The 14892-nt window shown below is 76.4% G+C and carries 13 protein-coding genes and 1 pseudogene; 2 read left to right on the top strand and 12 right to left on the bottom strand.

Translation table 11 applies throughout. The annotated features are described in order from the left end of the window. Window positions 1-65: 65 nt before the first annotated feature. The 6 genes from F1544_RS05745 to F1544_RS05720 all read right to left on the bottom strand — a co-directional run bounded on the left by F1544_RS05745 (window position 66) and on the right by F1544_RS05720 (window position 6879). On the bottom strand, window positions 66-797 hold the full coding sequence (locus F1544_RS05745) for a hypothetical protein (RefSeq protein WP_167583164.1): 732 nt from the start codon (window positions 795-797) through the stop codon (window positions 66-68). A 94-nt stretch (window positions 798-891) separates the two neighbouring features. After that, the gene (locus F1544_RS05740) at window positions 892-1413 is read right to left on the bottom strand and encodes a CAP domain-containing protein (RefSeq protein WP_167583163.1); all 522 of its coding nucleotides are present in this window, start codon (window positions 1411-1413) and stop codon (window positions 892-894) included. 75 nt (window positions 1414-1488) lie between these two features. Continuing rightward, on the bottom strand, window positions 1489-3468 hold the full coding sequence (locus tag F1544_RS26160; RefSeq protein ID WP_167583161.1) for a diguanylate cyclase domain-containing protein: 1980 nt from the start codon (window positions 3466-3468) through the stop codon (window positions 1489-1491). A 92-nt stretch (window positions 3469-3560) separates the two neighbouring features. Next, window positions 3561-4568 carry a sugar phosphate isomerase/epimerase family protein gene (locus tag F1544_RS05730; protein WP_167583159.1) on the bottom strand — a complete coding sequence of 336 codons (1008 nt, stop codon included), beginning with the start codon at window positions 4566-4568 and terminating at the stop codon, window positions 3561-3563. 11 nt (window positions 4569-4579) lie between these two features. Then, window positions 4580-5773 (bottom strand): Gfo/Idh/MocA family protein, encoded by a 1194-nt coding sequence (locus F1544_RS05725; RefSeq protein WP_308469891.1) that lies wholly within the window; start codon window positions 5771-5773, stop codon window positions 4580-4582. Window positions 5774-5850: 77 nt separating this feature from the next. Beyond that, on the bottom strand, window positions 5851-6879 hold the full coding sequence (locus F1544_RS05720; protein WP_167583158.1) for a LacI family DNA-binding transcriptional regulator: 1029 nt from the start codon (window positions 6877-6879) through the stop codon (window positions 5851-5853). A gap of 217 nt (window positions 6880-7096) precedes the next feature. Between F1544_RS05720 and F1544_RS05715 the strand changes: the two genes are divergently transcribed. Both F1544_RS05715 and F1544_RS05710 read left to right on the top strand, forming a co-directional pair. Next, complete coding sequence (locus tag F1544_RS05715; RefSeq protein ID WP_167583156.1) at window positions 7097-9115, top strand: S8 family serine peptidase; 2019 nt, start codon at window positions 7097-7099, stop codon at window positions 9113-9115. Between the two features lie 107 nt (window positions 9116-9222). Then, entirely contained in the window at window positions 9223-10041 is an 819-nt protein-coding gene (locus tag F1544_RS05710; protein WP_167583155.1) for an endonuclease domain-containing protein, read from the top strand. A 57-nt stretch (window positions 10042-10098) separates the two neighbouring features. Here the strand turns inward: F1544_RS05710 and F1544_RS26900 are convergent, their stop codons facing one another. The 6 genes and pseudogenes from F1544_RS26900 to F1544_RS05685 form a co-directional block, all read right to left on the bottom strand. Then, a complete protein-coding gene (locus tag F1544_RS26900) occupies window positions 10099-10389 on the bottom strand; it encodes a DUF8426 domain-containing protein (protein ID WP_506318475.1) in 291 nt (96 codons plus the stop codon). Window positions 10390-10578: 189 nt separating this feature from the next. Next, a pseudogene (locus F1544_RS26890) lies at window positions 10579-11001 on the bottom strand (MSMEG_6728 family protein); the annotation flags it as partial. A 12-nt stretch (window positions 11002-11013) separates the two neighbouring features. After that, window positions 11014-11934 carry a D-isomer specific 2-hydroxyacid dehydrogenase family protein gene (locus F1544_RS05700; protein ID WP_167583151.1) on the bottom strand — a complete coding sequence of 307 codons (921 nt, stop codon included), beginning with the start codon at window positions 11932-11934 and terminating at the stop codon, window positions 11014-11016. A 51-nt stretch (window positions 11935-11985) separates the two neighbouring features. After that, window positions 11986-12831, bottom strand: a complete 846-nt coding sequence (locus tag F1544_RS05695) for a DUF559 domain-containing protein (protein WP_167583149.1) — start codon at window positions 12829-12831, stop codon at window positions 11986-11988. Between the two features lie 137 nt (window positions 12832-12968). Then, the gene (locus F1544_RS05690) at window positions 12969-13955 is read right to left on the bottom strand and encodes a YeiH family protein (RefSeq protein WP_167583147.1); all 987 of its coding nucleotides are present in this window, start codon (window positions 13953-13955) and stop codon (window positions 12969-12971) included. Further along, complete coding sequence (locus F1544_RS05685; protein WP_167583145.1) at window positions 13952-14887, bottom strand: ribokinase; 936 nt, start codon at window positions 14885-14887, stop codon at window positions 13952-13954. Before F1544_RS05685 ends, F1544_RS05690 begins: the two co-directional genes overlap by 4 nt. Window positions 14888-14892: the final 5 nt, after the last annotated feature.

Below are 14892 nucleotides of genomic sequence, written 5' to 3'. Positions count from 1 at the left end.
CGCACACCGGCGCCCCCGCGCCGGTTCCCCGCTCCCGCGTGGGACGCAGCGTAGTCAGCGGTTGCTCAGCCGACCGGCAGGAGCTGGCGGGGCAGGCACACGTTGCCGCGCGTCGCGGCAGGCACGCCGCCGAACACGCTGTCGCACCACGTGCGCACGTCGGCCGCCGAGGCGAACGGGCCGGCCGCGAGGGTCGTCCAGTAGGGGTTGCCGCGGGCGTCGATCGAGCCCTTGCCGTAGTCGTCGCTGCGCAGGACGAACACGTCCGCCCCCGCCGGGCCCGCCGCGATCGCGCGGCTCTGGGCGAGGATGTCGCCCGCGTAGAACGTGTGGCTGCCGTTGGTCGCGACCTGCGCCGGGTCGGTCGTGCCGATGCTCTTGGCTGCCAGCTGCGCCGCCCACTGACCGGCCGGCGGGTGCTCCGCGAGCCCGCGCGCCCGCAGCGCCTCGAGCTCCTGCAGGGCGGCCGTGTCGTCGGTGGCGGGCGGGGCCGTGGGCGAGGCGGGGGCGGAGCTGGGCACGGAGGAGGCGGGGGTGCCCACCGCCCCGGCGCTCGCGGCGGGTCCGCCGCGCACGGCGAGGGCGCCCAGCAGGCCGAGCAGCGCGACCGCGAGGACGGCGGCGCTCACCTGCAGCGCCAGCAGGTCCCGCGGGCGGCGGCGCGGGGTGCGGCGGACCTCGAGCGGGTCGGCGGCGGGTGCTGCGGCGGGCGGAGGACCGGCGGGCGCAGGAGCGGCACCGTCGGCGTCGTCGGACGCGGCGGAGCCGAACTCCTCCCACCAGGGAGCGACTGGCACGACGACCTCCCGGTCCTGCGGGCGCCCGCGCGACGACGCCCTCCGTCAGGCTCCGACGTCCCGGCCGCCCGCGCGGTTCCCTCGGGGCCGGGGATCAGTTCCCGGCCATGACCTGCGTCCAGTAGGCGCCCTCGGGGGTGTCGAAGCGGGCGATGCCGACGAAGCCCAGGTCGCAGTCCAGGAGGTTGCGGCGGTGGCCGGGGCTCGCCAGCCAGGCGTCGACGAGGCTGCGGGCCGTGAACGACCCCGCGGCGACGTTCTCCGCCGTCAGCCGCGGCGCGACGCCCAGCGCGCCCAGCCGGGTGCGGGGCGTGCTGCCGCCGGCGCCCCCGTGGGACATCCGGGCCGTCGCGGCCATCTCACCGGAGTGCTCGATCGCGGCGGCCACGAGCGGGTCGTTGACCAGCAGCGGACCGCAGCCGGCCGCGGCGCGGGCGTCGTTGGTGAGGGCCAGCACCTCCATCGCGAGGACGTCGCTCTGGGGCAGCGGCGCGGGCACCAGGGGCTGCGGCGCGGCGCTCGCGGGGGCGGCGGCGGCGGTGAGCAGTCCGGCGGCCACGACGGCCCCCAGGACGGCGGCGCTCAGGGGACTCGTGGGGCGGAGAGGGGTCCTCATGGCGCGTACACAACCAGGACAGAGCCCCGGCCGGACACTGCGTGTGACATGTCACACACCGCGAGTGAACGGAGGTCAGCCGCCGGGGGTCGTCACGAGGTCGTCGACGCCGTCGCGGACCACCACGCGGCCCTTGCCGCCCCGCTTGGCCTCGTACATCGCCGCGTCCGCCGCCCGGAGCAGCCGCTCGGCCACCGTGCCCGTCCCGCCCGCAGCCGTCCCGCCCGTGCCCGTCCCGCCCGGAGCCGTCCCGCTGAGGGCCACGCCGATGCTCGCGCCCACGCGCGCCTCGCCGCCCTCGAGGGCGACCGGCACCGCGACGGCCTGCAGGAGCCGGGCGGCGATGCCGGCGACGTCCGCCGCGGTGGCCGCCTGGCCGCAGACGACGGCGAACTCGTCGCCGCCGAGGCGGGCCACGGTGTCCCCCGGGCGTACGGCGTGGACGAGCAGGTCCGCGACGCGGCGCAGCAGCTCGTCGCCCGCGGCGTGCCCCAGGCTGTCGTTGACGGCCTTGAACCCGTCCAGGTCGAGGTAGACGACGCCGACGGCCTCGCCGGCGGCGCAGTCGGCGACCGCCTCCTCGAGGCGCTCGACGAACAGGCGCCGGTTCGCCAGCCCGGTCAGCGCGTCGTGCAGGGCCCGGTGCTGCAGGTCCAGCTCGGCGGCCCGGCGGGCGGTGACGTCCTCGACGAGGCAGAAGAGGTAGGGCTCGCGGCCCTGGGGGTGCAGCACGGTCGCGGACACCTCGGCCTGCAGCACGCGCCCGTCGGCGTGCTCGAACGTGCTCACGCTGCGCCGCGGCTGCGCGCGGTCCCCCACGAGGTCGTCGAAGGCGGCCCGCGCGTCCTGCTCGTCGCCCGCGGGCGCGAGGCTGTGCAGCGTGCGGGCCAGCAGCTCGGCCTCCGCGCGCCCCGTGAAGCGCGCCATCGCCTCGTTGACCCGCAGGAGCCGGCGGGCGTCGGCGCCCTCCAGGCCGACCATGGCCATGCCCACCGGGGCCAGGTCGAAGGCGACCCGGAAGAGGCGCTCGGAGTCGGCCAGGTCCGCCTCCGCGGCCAGCCGCGCCGCGAGGTCCGTCGCGAGCAGGTCGTGGGCGCGCGCGACCTCGGCCGCCGCGCGGGCGGCGCGGTCGGCGTGCTCGCGGCCCTCGTCGCGGTGCAGCGCCAGCACGAGGGTGACCACGCCGAGGGCGCCGATGAACGCCTCGGCGCTCATGGCCTGCAGGTCGGGGGTCAGCCGCGACCAGGGGCCGTGCCCGGCCCACACGCTGATCACCACGACGGTCGCGGCGAGCGCCACGTGCACGGTGGCGGCGGCCGTCGAGCGGCGCAGGGCGACCCAGACGCCGAGCGGCATGAGCGCGAAGGCCAGCGAGACGTCCCGGACGACGAAGAAGGTGACGGCGTAGGCCGAGATGAGGGTCGCGGTCATCAGCAGCCGCTCCCCGGACCCGATCCCGCCGGGCGCGACGTCGTCGGAGCGGCGCACCAGCGCGCGCACCACGACCGCCAGGACGACGAAGGTGCTCACCGAGGTCCGCAGGCTCCACTGCGCCAGCGCGAAGGGCAGGGGGACGTCGCCGACGTGGGCGAAGCCCGCGCCGGCCACGGGCAGGGACACGAGGGCTCCGGTGACCGAGGTGATCGCGAGGAGCCGCAGGTCGGCGGGGGTCCGCAGCCGGAAGCCCTCCGGCCGCCCGCGCCGGTAGGCCCAGCAGCAGGCGAGGGCCTGCACGGCGGCCGCGACGGCCAGCGGGGCCGCGGCGACGGGCGGCATCCCGGTGAGGACGCGCAGCGCGAGGGTGAGGCCGACGACGAGGACGAGGTCCGCGCCCAGCACCCGGCGGCGCGGCGAACCCGCGATCCACAGGACGCCCAGCGCGGAGGCGGGCCAGAAGACGGCCAGGTGGGCCCCGCCCACCTGCGCCGAGCGGCCGAGGAGGGTCGCGGCGGAGAACAGGAGCGCGTAGACGGCGCTGCGCAGCCACGGCGACCCCGCGAGCCACGCCGGTTCCCCCGGGACCACCACCAGGGGCCTGCTCGGTGCCGCCGTCACGCCCGTGTCCCCCGCTCAGCCGTCCGGTGCCCGCCCGGAGGGCGGACGTCCCGGAGTGGATCGGCTGAGCGGGGGCCGGCCTTGAGCTGCGGTCAGCTCTTGGAGCTGAAGGCGGCGTCGAAGGCCGCGGCCGGCGGCTGGATGAGCTCGCCGAGGCGGCGGACGAAGGCGAGCGCGTCGGGCGCCCCGCGCAGGCGGTCCACCCCCGCGTCCTCCCACTCCACGCTGGTCGGGCCCTCGTAGCCGATGACGTTGAGCTGGCGGAAGATCGCCTCCCACGGGACGTCGCCGTGCCCGACGGAGACGAAGTCCCAGCCGCGGCGGGAGTCCGCCCACGGCAGGTGCGAGCCCAGGCGACCGGCGCGGCCGTCGAGCTGCTTCTTCGAGTCCTTGCAGTGCACGTGGTAGATCCGGTCGGAGAAGTCGCGCAGGAACCCGACGAAGTCGAGGTCCTGCCAGACGAAGTGGCTCGGGTCGAAGTTCAGCCCGAACGCGGGGCGGTGCCCGATGGCCTCCATGGCCCGCTGCGTCGTCCAGTAGTCGTAGGCGATCTCGGAGGGGTGCACCTCGTGGGCGAACTTCACCCCGACCTCGTCGAACACGTCGAGGATCGGGTTCCAGCGGTCCGCGAAGTCCTTATAGCCCGCCTCGACCATCGAGTCCGGCGTGGGGGGGAACATCGCGACGGTGTGCCAGATCGAGGAGCCCGTGAAGCCCGTGACGGTCTTCACGCCGAGGCGCGCGGCGGTGCGGGCGGTGTCCTTGACGTACTCGGCAGCGCGCTGGCGCACGCCCTCCGGGTCGCCGTCGCCCCAGACCGCCGTCGAGACGATGTCCTGGTGGCGGGCGTCGATGAGGTCGCACACGGCCTGGCCGGTGAGGTGGACGGAGATCGTCCAGACCTGCAGGCCGTACTTCTCCAGCGTGGCCTTCTTCTCCGCGATGTACGCGTCGTCGGTGGCGCCGCGCGTGGAGTCGAGGTGGTCGCCCCAGGTGGCGATCTCGAGGCCGTCGTAGCCCCACTCGGAGGCGAGGCGGCAGACCTCCTCGAAGGGCAGGTCGGCCCACTGGCCGGTGAACAGGGTGACGGGGCGGGGCATCGTCGCGCTCCTCAGATCTCGGTGTAGGTGGAGTGGTCCTCGGCGCTGCGCTGCACGGCTTCCAGCACCTTCTGCACCTGCAGGCCGTCGGCGAAGCCGGGGCTCGGGTCGCGCTCGTCGGCGATCGCCTCGAGGAACTCCTGCAGCTCGTGCACGAACGGGTGGTCGTAGCCGAGGCCGTGCCCCGGGGGCCACCAGTTGCCCACCCCGGGGTGGGACGGGTCGGTCGCGAGGATGCGGCGGAAGCCGTTCTCCGCGTCCGGCAGGGTGCCGTCGAAGAAGTGCAGCTCGTTCATCGACTCGAAGTCGAAGGCGATGCTGCCCTTCGAGCCGTTGACCTCGATGCGCATGCCGTTCTTGCGGCCCAGCGCCATGCGGCTGGCCTCGAACGTCATGAGCGCGCCGCCGTCGCCGCGGCCGAAGAACACGGCCGCGTCGTCGACGGTCACGTCGCCGTACTCGGTGGACGCCTCCGCGGACAGGCCCGTGTTCGCCCCCGTGCGGGCGGCCTCGAGCGGGCGCTTCTTCACGAACGTCTCGACGGTGCCGCTGACCCCGAGCAGGCGCTGGCCGGTGATGAACTGCGCCGCGTCGATGATGTGGGACCCGATGTCCCCCAGCGCACCCGCGCCCGAGCGGTCCTTCTGCAGGCGCCACGTGAGCGGGAAGTCGGGGTCGACGATCCAGTCCTGCAGGTACACGGCGCGGACCTGGCGGACCTCGCCGAGGCGGCCGTCCGCGACGAGCTGGCGCGCCAGCCCGATGGCGGGGACCTTGCGGTAGTTGAACGCCACCATGCTGCGGACGCCGCGCGCCGACGCCGCCTCGGCGGCCGCGGTCATGCGCTCGGCCTCCTCGACGGTCTTGGCCAGCGGCTTCTCGCAGATGACGTGCTTGCCGGCCTCGAGCGCCGCGATCGCGATCTCGGCGTGGCTGTCGCCCGGGGTCAGGATGTCGACGACCTGGATGTCGTCGCGCTGCAGCAGCGGACGCCAGTCGTCGACGCCCTCGGCCCAGCCGAACTGCGTGGCCGCCGCGGCGGCCCGCCCGGCGTCGCGCCCGGCGAGGGCGACGCGGCGGGTCCGGAAGCGCGGCGAGCCGACGTGGTCGACCGTTCGCCAGGCGTGGGAGTGGACCGCCCCCATGAAGGAGTGGCCGATGACGGCGACGCCCAGCTCGGGCAGTGGTGCGGATGGTGCGGACACGCGGGAGACCTCCTCGTCGACTGCGGGAATCTAAGCACCCGCGGCCGGTCGGGGCCGGTCGGCGGGTGGGGTTCGGGTCAGCCGGCGGCGGCGTCCTGCGGGGGCCGCCGGCTGGAGGAGCGCCGGGTGAGCTCGGCGGGGACGAGCTCGACGGCGCCCTGCGGGGGTACGCCGTCCAGCAGCTGGAACAGGGTGCGCATGGCGCGGCGGGAGACGTCGCGCGGCTGGGTGGAGACCCCGCTGACGGGGACCTCCTCGGCCTCGGCCTCGGCGTCGGTGGTCAGGGCGAGCAGGTCGACGTCGGCGCCGGTGCGCAGGCCGCGCCGCTGCAGACCCGAGACGATCCCGGACAGCTGGGACGTGCAGACGAGGCCGGGCGGGGTCCCGCCGCCGCCGAGCACCTCCTCGAGCACGTGGTCGACGTTCTCCCGCCCGCGGGGGACCTCCCGCCAGCTCAGCTCGACGCCGCGGCGCCGGGCCGTGGCCTCGGCGGCGCCGCGGAAGCGCGGGACGTAGTTCATGTCGCCGCCCGCGAACCCGGCCGGCCAGGCCAGGACGCAGGCGCGCTCGTGGCCGAGGTCGGCGACCTCGTCGACGAGGAGGGTCGCGCCGGTCTCGAAGTCGAAGTCGACGCAGTGCAGCCCCGTCGTGTCCCCCGGCAGCCCGATGAGAAGGGCCGGGACGCCGAGCGCGCGCACGACGGGGACGCGCACGTCGTGCGTGGAGATCTCCATCATGACCAGCGCGTCGCACAGCGACCGGCCCGCGAGGCGCTGGAGCCCGGCGGTCCCCTCGTCGGCCGTGACCATGAGGATGTCGTGGTCGTGCGCCCGGGCGGAGAGCGCGATCTCCTCGACGAAGGCCATGAGCCCGTGCGCGTTGACCTCGCTGCGGAACGGCACGACGAGCCCGATGACGTTGGTGCGCTGGCTCGCGAGCGCGCGGGCCCCGGCGTGCGGCTGGTAGGTCAGCTGCTGCATGGCGTCCTCGACGAGGCGGCGCGTCCTCGCGGAGATGGGGCGCTTGCCGCTCATGACGTAGGAGACGGTGCTCTGGGAGACTCCGGCGATGCGCGCGACGTCCTTGCTCGTGGGCACTCTGGCCACGTCGCCTCCCCGGGCCCGTCCGCCGTGGCGGGCAGCAGCACGCAGCGCTCATCGATGCGTATCGACGGCAATGTAGACCCTCGTCCTCCCGCGCACAACCACCCCGGGCCGCCAGACTGCTGGGGAGTCCCCCCGCCGTCGCGCCCGCCGCGGCCTCAAGGGGGCCCGCGGGGGTGCCGACCACCCCCTGACCGCCGCAGCAGCAGGGAGCACCACCGTGACCACGCCCCACCGCACCGCCGGTCGCCTCCTCGCGCTCGCCGGCGCCGCCCCGCTCGTGGCGCTCCTCGCCGGCCCGGCCGCCGCCGTCGCCCCCCAGCCCCTCCCGCTCGCGGCTCCGCAGTCCTCGGCACCCCGGTCCTCCACGCCTCAGCCTGCGGACGACGGCGTGGTCGTCGACGTCCTGCGCTACGACCACGGGCGCCCGCACGTGAGGTCCGTGACGGTCGCCGACGACGCGAGCGCCCAGCGCCTCGTCGACCGCCTCGGCGACGACCCCTCCGTCGCGGTCGCGGCCGTCGAGACGACCTACCACCTCAGCGCCGTGGCGCGCCCGGCCGCGGCGGACCCGCTGCTGGGCCGCGCGACGCACCTCGCGGCGATCCGGGCGAGCGCCGCGTGGCCCACGACCACGGGCGTGGGCACGGTCGTCGCGGTCCTCGACTCGGGCGTCGACCCGGACCAGCCGGACCTCGTGGGCCGCGTCACCGTCGGGCGGAACTTCGCCGACGGCACCGACATCGGCGAGCACGGCACGATGGTCTCCACGGTCGTCGCGGGAGCCCGCGACAACGGCGTGGGCGCGGCCGGCGTGGCGCCCGGCACCTCGGTCCTCGCCGTCCGGGTGTGCGCCCCGGCGGGCTGCACGAGCTCCTCCATCGCCAACGGCATCACCTACGCCGCCGACCGGGGCGCCGCGGTCATCAACCTGTCGCTCGGCGGGCCGGACGCCTCCCTCGTCGTGCAGCGCGCCGTGGACTACGCGATCGGGAAGGGTTCCGTCGTCGTCGCCTCGGCGGGCAACTACGGCGCCCCGTGCGCGCCGGGGCAGAGCGACGAGTGCGGGAACCCGCTGGAGTACCCCGCGGCCTACCCGGGCGTCGTGGCGGTGTCCTCGGGCGACGCGGGCGGCGCGCAGTCCTGGGCGGAGCACGGCGACCACGTCGACCTCAGCGCCCCCGGTTCCGCCGTCGTCGTCGGGTTGCCGGCCTCGCAGGGCCACCAGTACGCCCTCGCCGCCGGGACGTCGTTCTCGGCCCCGATGGTCTCCGCCGCAGCGGCTCTCGTCCGCTCGGTCGCGCCGGCGACGTCGGTGGCGGCCGTCGAGCAGGTGCTGCGCGGGACCGCGCAGCCGCAGCGGGGCTGGCCCGCGGGCTACGGCACGGGCCTGCTCGACGTCGGCGCCGCCGTCTCGGCCGTCGCCCACCCGGACCCCGTCGCGGCCCCCCTCAGCACCCTGTACTCCTCGCTCGGCGGCGCGTCGTCGTGGCTGGGGACGCCGCTGTCGCCGGCGCTGCCGATCCGCGACGGCGGTGTGGTGCAGCGCTTCACGGGCGGCCTCGCCTACTCCTCCCCCGCCACGGGCGCCGCCGCCGTGCGCGGCGCGATCGCCGACCGCTACGGCCGCGCGGGCTGGGAGAACGGGTTCCTCGGCTACCCCACGACCTCCGACACGGCCCTGCAGGGCGGCAGCGTCACGCACTTCCAGGGCGGGTCGATCTACTTCAGCCCGGCCACGGGCGCGCAGGTGGTCACGGGCGCCGACCGCGACACGTGGGCGTCGATGGGCTGGGAGCGCGGCTGGCTCGGGTACCCGTCCTCGGAGGAGATCGGCCTGCGCGGCGGCGGGACGGTGCAGCGGTTCACGGGCGGCCTGATCTACCGCACCCCCGTCACGGGGGCCCGCGCGCTGCGCGGCGCGATCCTCGACCGCTACTCCCGCACCGGGTGGGAGAACGGCTACCTCGGCTACCCGACCACGAGCGAGACGCCGATCCAGGGCGGGGCGTTCACCGCGTTCCAGGGCGGCTCGGTCTACTGGAGCCCCGCGACGGGCCCGCAGGTGGTGCGCGGCGCGCTGCGCGACACGTGGGGCTCGCTGGGCTGGGAGCGCGGCCGCCTCGGCTACCCGCGCGGCGAGGAGCAGCCCGTGCGCGGCGGCCTGCGCCAGGAGTTCACGGGCGGCGCTCTGACCTTCTCCTGGGCCACGGGCCGCACCACCGTCACCTACCGCTGACCCACTTCCCTCCGTGATCATGCAGGTGATACCTGCATGATCACGGAGGGGAGGGGGGCTGTGGACGACGGGGACGGCGCACGGGCTCGGCGCGGCAGGGTGGCGCCGTGGACGGGTCGCGCAGCGCAGTGGTCGAGGTGCTCAGCGGCGAGACGCTCGACGAGCGGGTGCGGCTGTCCGCGCTGACGAGCGTCCTGCCGCCCGGTGCGGCGTTCGCGCGCCGCACGGCGGCCGCGCTCCACGGGTTCCGACTCCTGATGCCCGGCGAGCTCGAACGGCCACCGCCGGTGGAGGTCGTCGTCCCCGCGGGGACGACTCCCCTGCGCCGCCCCGGCCTCCGCTGCCGCGCTGCCGACCTCGACGGCGACGTGCAGCTCCTCGGCGGCCATCCGGTCACCTCCCGGCTGCGGACCCTGCTGGACGTCCTGCGCCACGAGAACCCGGGACTCGCCCTCGCGACGGCCGACCTCGCGCTGCGGCTCGGGGGGATCGACCGCTCGCTCGGCCACGCCCGCCTAGCGATGATCCCCGGCGAACGCGGTGTCGCCGGCGCCCGGCGCCTGCTCGACCTCGCCGACGCCGGGGCGGAGTCGCCCGGCGAGTCGTGGCTGCGGTTGCGGATCGCGGACGCGGGGTTCGGGCCGGTCCAGACCCAGATCCGGGTCCCCCGCCCCGGCGGGGCTCCCTACCGCCTCGACCTCGGCTGGCCCGGGCGGAGGCTGGCCGTCGAGTACGACGGCCGGGAGTCCCACGAGGGAGAACAGCACCGCGCCCACGACGCACGGCGCCGGGAGAAGTTGGCGCGCCTGGGCTGGACGGTGCTTGCGGTCGGTGCGGGCGAGGTGCTCGGTCCGTCGCTCGCCCTGGAACGAGGACTCGGCGAACTGCTGGGCCTGGAACCCCAGCTCCGCCACCGCACCTGGTGACCCGCCCCTCCGTGATCTTGCAGGTAATACCTGCATGATCACGGAGGGGGAGGGGGGTCAGGCGACGACGGGGACGCGGAACAGGGCGCGGGGGTCCTGCAGCGCGGCGGGCGGCCGGACGGCGGCGCGCACGACGCGGCCGCCCCAGCGGACCCGGCGGCGGTGCCGCGCGCCGGCGCCGCCGTGCGCGGCGAACTCGTACTCCCCCAGCACCTCCCCGACCAGGAGCGCCTGCTCGCCCTCGATCGGGACGGCCACCTCGTCGCCGGGCCGGACCTCGTGCACGAACGCGTCGAGCACCCGCAGGGCCTTGCCGGGGCGCTTGCCGGGCGAGACCTCCTTGAGCAGGTCGCGCAGCGTGGAACCCTCCGCCGCCCCGCGCACGTCGACGTCGATCCCCGACTCGGTGCCCAGCCCGACGACGCCCACGGTGAGGAACTCCGCGAGCGCCGCGGGCGTCGAGGGGCGCACCACCCACAGGCTCCGGCCGGTGTGCGGGGGACGTTCCGGGCGCTCCGGCGGGTCGGGCCAGAAGTACGGCAGGTCGTCGGGTTCGCCCGCGAACACCGCGCCGTAGAACGCGGGGTCCTTGCGCAGCAGCGCGGAGCGGTGGCTGCGGTGCACCGCCTCGTCGCCCCACCAGGTCGGCATCATCCGGTCGGCGAGCAGCTCTGCCTCGCTGAGCCCGACGACCTCGGGGGCGAACTCCGCGATCAGCGGGCCGGTGGAGTCGGCCCGGCCCGGCGCCGTCCACGCCTCGACGCACGCCAGGCCGTAGGCCACGAGCGCGGGCGTGCACCCGCGCCACATCATCACCGCGGGGTGGTTCGCCCAGCCGTAGTCGGGCAGCTCCAGCGCGCGCAGGATCTGCAGGGTCTCCACGCGCTGCTTGCCCAGGCGCGGGCCGTCGAGGACGGCGGCCGAGCGCGCGAGGCTCGGGTACGGGAGGAACGTCTGCACGAGAGCCCCGGGTCAGTAGCCCCGGTCGAGGTCGACGACGCCCACGAGCTCGTCACCGGTCGCGAAGCGGCGCACGTTCTCCGCGACGCGCTCGGCGAGCGCGCCCGTCTGCAGGTGCTGGGGGTTCGCGACGTGCGGGGTGATGAGGGCGTTGCGCGCCGACCAGAGCGGGTGGCCGTCGGGCAGGGGTTCCGGGTCGGTCACGTCGAGGGCGGCCCCGCCGAGCGTGCCGTCGTTCAGCGCCTCGACCAGGGCGTCGGTGTCCACGAGCGAACCGCGCGCGATGTTGACGAGCCAGCCCGAGGCGCCGATCGCCGCGAGCTCGTCGGCCCCGACGAGGGCCGCCGTCTCCGACGTGGCGGGCGCGGCCAGGACGACGTGGTCGGCGCGGTCGAAGACCTCCGAGACGCGGTCGGCGGGCAGCGTCTCCGCGGCCCCCTCGACGGGCAGCCCGCGGCGCGTCACGGCGATGACCTCGGCCCCCAGCGCGGTGAGCGTCGGGATCATGGCGCGGCCGATCCCGCCGGCGCCGACGATCGCGACGGTCGCGCCCTTCAGCGTCGACTGCGGCGGGCCGACCTCGTCGGGCAGCCAGCTCGACGCGCGCGACGAGCCGACGATCCCGCGCATCCCGGCCAGCAGCAGGCCGATCGCGTGCTCCGCGACGACGTCGGAGTACGCCCCGACGGCGGAGGTCCACGTGCGCTCGGTGTCGACCGTGCCGGCCTCGATCCAGCTCTCGATCCCGGCCGAGGGCAGCTGCACCCAGCGCACGCTCTCCGGCAGCGAGTCCGGGAAGGTGCTCGCGCCACCGGCCCACACGACGGCCTCCGCGTCGGCGAGGTCCACGAGACGTCCCCCGCCCTCGCGGACCGCGTCGGCGAGGTCCTCGCGCTGGTCGGGGCCGAGGTGCACGGCGGGACTGCTGGACATCGGGTTCGTTCCTCTCGTCGGGTGGGCACACCCTCCCAGAAGCGCTGCGGCTCAGCCCGGCGGCACCGGCCGCAGGCGCCCCCGCGGCCCGGCGCGGGCCACCTCGGTGATCAGCTGCACCGTCTCCTCCAGGCGGTGGACGACGTCGGCGTGGGTGAACCGCAGGGTCAGCCCCCCGAGCTGGGCGGTGCGGGCGTCGCGGCGCCGGTCCTCCTGGAACGTCGCGGCGTGGTGCTCGCGGCCGTCGGTCTCCACGACCAGCCAGCCCTCGACGAGGAGGTCGGTGCGGCCGACCCCGGCGAGGCGCACCTGGCTCGCCACCCGCAGGCCGGCGAGGACGCACGCGACGCGGACGGCCGACTCGAGGACCGACTCCGCCCGCGCGTCGACGAGCGCGAAGGCCCGGCGGTGCGGGAACCGGCGCGGCAGCCCGGCTGCGACCAGGTCGAGGTCGTCGGGGTCCAGGACGCCGTCGCGCAGCAGCCCGTCGAGGAGCACCACCGCCTCCACGAGGGGCAGGCAGCGGACGGCGCCGACGACCGTGCCGCGCAGGTCGGTCGCCCCGCCGGCCGACAGGGCGGACCCGCTGCGGTGCAGGACAGCTCCGCGCAGGGTGCGCCGCGATCCCGCGGCCACCTCGAGGTGGACGGCCGCCGGTGGGCGCAGCAGCGCCCAGCCGCGGGCCGCGGCCGCGCTGTGGCAGCTGAGGACACCGCCGACGCGCAGCGCCGCGAGCTGGCCGGGGTCCGCCCCGGGCAACGCGAACACCCCGCGCCCGGGCCGCTCGACGCGGCCGTCCCGCACCGCGCGGAGCAGGGTGCCGCGGGCGACGTCGCGGCCGAGGTCGCTCCACCGGGCGCTGCCGCCGCGCACGGTCAGGGCGAGCACGGGGTCCACGGGGGAACCGTGCCGTGCGGGGCGGCCCCGCGGCCGCCGCCGTCCACAGGCTGACAGTTCCGCTGTCCGCAGGGCCCGGGAGAGCCCGAGAACGGCTCTCGCGGGAGCTCCGGTGCAGCGGAACTGTCAGCCGTGCGTCAGATGCCCAGCGCCTTGACCCCGAGCAGCGCGACGGCCGCGACGAGCAGCCACGACAGGAGGCCCAGGGCGATGGAGCGGCGGCCGGTCTGCAGCAGGCGGGGGATGTCGATCCCGGTCCCGAGGCCGAACAGGGCCCCGACGAGCAGGACCTCCTGCAGGTGCTTCGCCACGTCGAGCAGCCCGTCGGGCAGCACGCCCGTCGAGCGCAGGAGGACGGCCGCGACGAACCCGGCGACGAACAGGGGCAGGACGGGCGGCAGCGCGGTGCCGGCGGCCCCGGCCGCACGGCGGCGGCGCAGCGCCACCAGGGCGACGAGCGGGGCGAGCAGCAGGACCCGGCTGAGCTTGACGACGACCACGGTGGTGAGGGCGCCGGGGACGCGGTCGCCCGTGGCGACGGCCTGCCCGACGTCGTGGACGCTCGCGCCCGCCCAGGCCCCGAAGGAGTGCACGTCGAGGCCGAGCGGGGTGCGCAACAGCGGCAGCAGCAGGATCGCGAGGCTGCCGCAGAGGGTCACCAGGGCGATGGCCGTGGTGGTGTCCTCCTCGTCGGCGTCGGTGGCCGGGCGCACCGCGGCGATCGCGGACGCCCCGCAGATGGAGAAGCCCGTCGCGACGAGCAGGCTCCGGTCCGGGGACAGGCCGAGCAGCCGCCCCAGCAGCTGGGTGCCGAAGAAGGTGATCACGACGACCCCGAGGACCAGGACGATCCCGGCGGTGCCGAGGTCGCGGACCTGCGACAGGGGCAGGCTCAGCCCGAGCAGCACGACGGCGATCCGCAGCACCCGCTTGGACACGAGCTTCGTCGCGGGGGCGAACACGGGCCGGTGCAGCCCGGTGCTGCGCACGAGGGCCCCGAGCACGACGGCGACGGTCGAGGCGGTGACGGCGGGGACCACGCCGGCCACGCCGTAGGCGAGCAGGGACGCGGCGACGACCAGCAGCAGCCCGGGGACGAGGGCGCGCACGCCCGCGGCCGTCACCGGGGCAGCCGCTCGAGCACCTGCGCGCGGCGGGGCACCGAGGGCACCGCGCCGGCGGTCTCGACGGCGAGGGAGCCCGCGGCGACGGCGTGCGCGACGGCCGCGGCGAGCGGTTCGCCCGCGGCGAGGGCGGCGGCCAGGTACCCGACGGCGGTGTCCCCCGCCCCGGTCGTGTCGACGACGTGCACGCGCGGCGCCGCCGTCTCCCCGCTCGCCTCCCGGGTCGCCCAGCGCGCACCCCGCCCGCCGAGCGTGACGACGACAGCGGGCACGACCTCGAGCAGGGCGTCCAGGACGCGCCGCAGCAGGGCGGGGTCCGCGGCGACGTCGGCCCCGGCGGGCGCGGTGAGCCCGGCGACGACGAGGGCCTCGTGCTCGTTGACCACGAGCACGTCGACGGCGGCGAGCAGCTCGGGCGGCAGGACGGCCGCGGGCGCGGCGTTGAGCACGACGGTCGCGTCGGCGGCCGCCTGCGCGGCGGCGGTCACGACCTCCACCGGCACCTCCAGCTGGGCCACGACGACGCTCGCGGCGGCGAGCAGCTCCCGGTCGGCGGCCGTCAGCTCGTGCAGGGTCGCGTTGGCGCCGGCCGCGACGACGATGGCGTTGTCCCCGTCGTCCTGGACGGCGATGTGCGCGGTCCCGGTGGGCTCGGCGGAGGTGCGCAGGTGGGTGACGTCGATGCCGTCGCCGACCATGGTCCGCGTGAGGTCGCGGCCCGCCTCGTCGTCCCCGACGGCCGCCACGAACGTGCACGCCGCGCCTGCGCGGGCGACCGCGACGGCCTGGTTGAGCCCCTTGCCGCCGGCGTTGCGGCTGGTCCCGCGGGCGAGCACGGTCTCCCCCGCGCGGGGCACGGCGGCCACGCTGAGGACGACGTCGAGGTTGGCGCTGCCGACGACGACGACGGAGGGCGGGGAGGTGCTGGTCACCGCTG

The sequence above is a fragment of the Kineococcus rubinsiae genome (assembly GCF_011839805.1).
GTDB lineage: Bacteria > Actinomycetota > Actinomycetes > Actinomycetales > Kineococcaceae > Kineococcus > Kineococcus rubinsiae.
Note: the sequence above shows the minus strand (reverse complement) of the source record. Positions and strands in the feature narration are given on the sequence as shown.

What these genes read in the sequence shown, in the direction of transcription:
- F1544_RS05700 (WP_167583151.1), bottom strand. Translation starts at nt 11,934, where the DNA reads ATGTCCAGCAGTCCCGCCGTGCACCTCGGCCCCGACCAGCGCGAGGAC.
- F1544_RS05730 (WP_167583159.1), bottom strand. Translation starts at nt 4,568, where the DNA reads ATGCCCCGCCCCGTCACCCTGTTCACCGGCCAGTGGGCCGACCTGCCC.
- F1544_RS05740 (WP_167583163.1), bottom strand. Translation starts at nt 1,413, where the DNA reads ATGAGGACCCCTCTCCGCCCCACGAGTCCCCTGAGCGCCGCCGTCCTG.